The following is a 1,888-nucleotide window of genomic DNA, read 5'->3' as shown; positions in this document are numbered from 1 at the left end:
GTTCGCGGGTCTGTGGCATTGGGCCGTCAGCTGCGGAGCACACCAGGATCGCGCCGTCCATCTGGGCTGCACCGGTAATCATGTTTTTGATGTAATCGGCGTGGCCTGGGCAGTCAACGTGCGCGTAGTGACGCGTTTCCGTTTCGTACTCGACGTGGGCGGTGTTGATCGTGATACCGCGCGCTTTTTCTTCTGGTGCTGCATCGATCTGGTCGTATGCTTTAGCTTCGCCGCCGAATTTCTTCGACAGAACCGTTGCGATTGCAGCGGTCAGCGTGGTTTTACCGTGGTCGACGTGGCCGATGGTGCCGACGTTGACGTGCGGCTTGGTCCGTTCGAATTTACCTTTTGCCATTTTGAACTCCTAATGATTTGATTAGATTGCTCAGGCACACGCCCGACGGTCTGGTTTGAATTGCTTCTGTGCTGCCTGCTGCGAATTCTGGTGCCCTTGACGTGGATCGAACACGTGGCCTCTCCCTTACCAAGGGAGTGCTCTACCACTGAGCTACAAGGGCTGTAATTTGTTGCATGCGATGCATCAAGCATCTGAACGGAAACTGGAGCGGGTGAAGGGAATCGAACCCTCGTCGTAAGCTTGGAAGGCTTCTGCTCTACCATTGAGCTACACCCGCGAGGTATCGTTCACTTTTCTTCACTTGCTTTTTGCTACTACCCAGTTTTCCTTGCAAAAACTTGGTGGAGGGGGCTGGATTCGAACCAGCGTACTCATAGAGAACAGATTTACAGTCTGTCGCCTTTAACCACTCGGCCACCCCTCCGCGGGAACCGCAGAGTATGAAGCATCTACTCACAACTGTCAACCTTATTTACTGATGCCTGACTGCTGCATTTGCGTATAAAGAAGAAGTTGGCTGCTTCGGGGCGTGATTATAAGCTCCCGATTTGAGAATGTGCAAGGGTTGGCGCGAAAAAGTCGACTTTTTTCGCATTTTTTTTATCCGGCCTACCTGCAAGCCGCATTTTTCCGTCATTCGCCCCGCATTTTCCTGTTTACCTGGCGTCAGGCGGATGCATCCAGGAGTTGCCCAGGGGCTTATATTTGCGCAACAACTGCTGATGCAGGCCCGACAGCACGGGCAATTTGGGGTTGCGCGGGTCCAAACGGCGTACGCCGGCGATAAATGTCAACGCCTGCTGCCCCATGCGCTCATCCCAGCCCTCGTGCTCCAGGCATTTCAGCACGGCCACGGCCGCATTGAAGACCACTTGCGGATTGTCGGGCAGACGCGTGACGGCTTCGCCCATCAGGTCGACGGCGCCGCGGAAATCGCCCTCTCCCGCCCGGGCCGCGCCGGCCGCCACCATATCGGCCACTTCCTGGCGGCTTTGCCGCGCCAGCGCCTTGGCCAGCTCCTCGCGCCCCGCCTGTTCGAACACGGCCATGGCGCGCGTCATGGCGGCACTGTCGGGTGCGTTGCGCATGACTTCGCGCATCACCTCGGCCGCGCCATCCTCGCGTCCATGCGCCAGACAGTGGCGCGCCAGTTCCGTTTTCAGCATGTTCGAGCCGCCCACGCTGTGGCGGTTGGCGGCCAGCGCCGCGTCCAGCGATTGCTGCAGGCGCTCTTCGTTGCCCGTATGCGCATGCAGCATGGCGCTGCACAGGGCGCTGCACAGTTCCGCATTCTTTTGCCCGCCCATCGACTTGTCGAGGTCGCGGATCACGGCGCCCGCCTGCAATGGGTCGCCCTTGCGGACCAGGGTCTGCACGAGGCGCACATGGTCTTCCGGATCGCGGAATTCCGAATACTTGGCCTTGCTGACGACCAGTTTCAGGGATTTTTCCGCCATGTCGATATCGTCGGCCGCTTGCGCCGCCTCGCCCAGGCGGCGCAAGCGGCGCACGGCGTGCGGCGACAGGGCC

General features: G+C 59.1%; 2 protein-coding genes and 3 tRNA genes. All 5 read right to left on the bottom strand.

Annotated elements, in window-relative coordinates; translation table 11 throughout:
• A partial coding sequence (locus tag ASN89_RS26545; RefSeq protein WP_235501999.1) for a GTP-binding protein occupies positions 1-355 on the bottom strand: 355 nt, incomplete at its 3' end.
• An 88-nt stretch (positions 356-443) separates the two neighbouring features.
• A tRNA-Thr gene (locus ASN89_RS26540) sits at positions 444-518 on the bottom strand.
• A gap of 43 nt (positions 519-561) precedes the next feature.
• A tRNA-Gly gene (locus ASN89_RS26535) sits at positions 562-635 on the bottom strand.
• Positions 636-697: 62 nt separating this feature from the next.
• Positions 698-782, bottom strand: a tRNA-Tyr gene (locus ASN89_RS26530).
• 232 nt (positions 783-1,014) lie between these two features.
• Positions 1,015-1,888, bottom strand: an 874-nt coding sequence (locus tag ASN89_RS26525; RefSeq protein WP_414842529.1) for a tetratricopeptide repeat protein, incomplete at its 5' end; no start/stop codon positions are given.

This window comes from Janthinobacterium sp. Ant5-2-1 (assembly GCF_001445815.1).
In the GTDB taxonomy this organism is placed as follows: Bacteria; Pseudomonadota; Gammaproteobacteria; order Burkholderiales; family Burkholderiaceae_D; genus Janthinobacterium; species Janthinobacterium lividum_E.
Note: the sequence above shows the minus strand (reverse complement) of the source record. Positions and strands in the feature narration are given on the sequence as shown.